General features: G+C 71.5%; 2 protein-coding genes and 1 pseudogene. All 3 read left to right on the top strand.

Features of this window, described 5'->3' with window-relative positions; all coding sequences use genetic code 11:
- A pseudogene (locus tag ACOADB_RS22545) lies at positions 1-273 on the top strand (flagellar M-ring protein FliF); the annotation flags it as partial.
- The gene (gene fliG, locus ACOADB_RS22540) at positions 270-1,301 is read left to right on the top strand and encodes a flagellar motor switch protein FliG (RefSeq protein ID WP_378603912.1); all 1,032 of its coding nucleotides are present in this window, start codon (positions 270-272) and stop codon (positions 1,299-1,301) included. The pseudogene ACOADB_RS22545 and the gene fliG, both read left to right, overlap by 4 nt.
- Before the next feature lie 166 nt (positions 1,302-1,467).
- On the top strand, positions 1,468-1,891 hold a 424-nt coding region (locus tag ACOADB_RS22535), incomplete at its 3' end, for a hypothetical protein (RefSeq protein ID WP_378603909.1).

Below are 1,891 nucleotides of genomic sequence, written 5' to 3'. Positions count from 1 at the left end.
GGTGGCATCGCGCTGATGGTGCTGCTGGCCTGGTTCCAGGCACGGCGCCGGGCCCGCGCACGCGAGGACGCGACGTCGTACGTCGTCGAACAGCTCAAGCTCGACGCCGCCAGCCGGATGCCGCAGATCGACAGCCCGGCCGTCGCCGTGCTCGAGGCAGCGGAGGCCACCGAGGAGGACAGCTTGCGTGAGGACCTGATCGCGCTCGTCGAGAAGCAGCCCGAGGACGTCGCGTCGCTGCTCCGTGGCTGGCTCGTGGAGCCGCGGTCATGACCGCGATGCTCACCAGCGGCAGTGCCGTGACCGGACTGGGCGTCCGCAAGGCCGCCATCCTGCTCATCCAGATGGGCAAGGACCGCGCCGCACAGGTGATGTCGCACCTCAGCGACGCCGAGGTCGAGGGCATCTCCGCCGAGATCGCGCGCCTGGACTCGGTGTCGGCCTCGGAGACCGGACTCGTGCTGTCGGAGTTCCACGACCTCGCGACCGCGCACGCCCACATCACGCAGGGCGGGTTCAACTTCGCCCAGCAGCTGCTGGAGCAGTCGCTCGGTCCGGAGCGGGCCAAGGAGATCATGGAGCGGCTGCACGCCGCCGCCGTCCAGATGCCGTTCCAGTTCCTGCACCGTGCGGATCCCGCCCAGCTGCGGGGATTCATCGCCGACGAGCACCCCCAGGTCATCGCGCTGGTGCTCGCCTACATGGCCGCCGACAAGGCGTCCCTGCTGCTCAGCGGACTGCCCGCCCACCAGCAGGCCGTGGTGGCCCACCGGATCGCCGTCATGGACCGCACCTCGCCCGAGATAGTCCGCACCGTCGAGACCATCCTGGAGCGCAAGCTCTCCTCGATGCTGCAGCCCGCCGAGGTCTCGCGGGTCGGTGGCGTGGACCCCCTCGTCAACATCATCAATCGCTCCGACCGGCCCACCGAGCGCCAGATCGTCGAAGGCCTCGAGGGCCTGGACGCGGCGCTGGCGGACGAGGTCAAGAGCCGGATGTTCATGTTCGAGGACATCGTCGGACTCGACGACCGCTCGGTGCAGCAGGTGCTGCGCCAGGTCGACACCGCCGAGCTCGCCCTCGCCCTCAAGGGCGTCAGCGAGTCGGTCCGGGCCAAGATCACCAGCAACCTTTCCGAGCGCGCCGCCGAGAACCTCCTCGACGAGGTCGAGATGCTCGGCGCCGTACGCCTGGCCCAGGTCGAGGAGGCCCAGCAGGGCGTCATCCGGACCATCCGCCAGCTCGAGGAGCAGGGCCAGATCATGGTCCGGCGCGGGAACGACGATGAGTTCGTCGTCTGAGGCCAGTGCTCTGCGAGCTCGCTCGCAGAGCGGGTCGGCCGAAGAGGTTGAGGGCGCGTCCGGCCGAGGAACGAGGCCGGAACCGCGCGTCTCGAAACCTGATCTCGTCCGGCCGGAGCTGCCCGAGCTCCGCGTCGGGCGCTGGACCCGCCTGGGCGGACAGAGCGTGCTCGGCGACTCCATCACCGAGTCGCTGCTGGACGGGATCGCTGCCGAGGCGCGTGATGCCGCGCAGGCGCAGGGGTACGCCGTCGGGTGGGCCGCCGGACGACGGGCAGCTGCCGAGCAGGCGACTGCGGCCGAGCTGGCCCGTGCTGCCCGTGCGGCCGAGGACGAGGCTCGTCGAGCCGACGAGCACCGGGCCGCCGTCGAGGCACTGGCCCGGGCCGCCGAGCAGGTCAGGGGGCTGCTCGGCGACCTGGCCAGCGCCGTCGAGTCCCAGGCCACCGGCCTGGCGCTCGCGCTGACCGCCGAGATCGTCGGCATCCGGGTCGACGCCATGGCCCCGGCCGACGTGGTCGCCCGCGTGCTGCAGGTACTGCCCGCAGCACCCGTCGGCCGCGTGCGCCTGCACCCCTCCCTGGTCTCCG

It is taken from the genome of Nocardioides sp. CPCC 206348 (genome assembly GCF_048654705.1).
In the GTDB taxonomy this organism is placed as follows: domain Bacteria; phylum Actinomycetota; class Actinomycetes; order Propionibacteriales; family Nocardioidaceae; genus Nocardioides.
This window is presented reverse-complemented; position numbering and strand designations above follow the sequence as displayed.

Excerpts from the sequence above, each read along its gene's own strand:
- fliG (WP_378603912.1), top strand. The coding sequence starts at position 270 with ATGACCGCGATGCTCACCAGCGGCAGTGCCGTGACCGGACTGGGCGTC.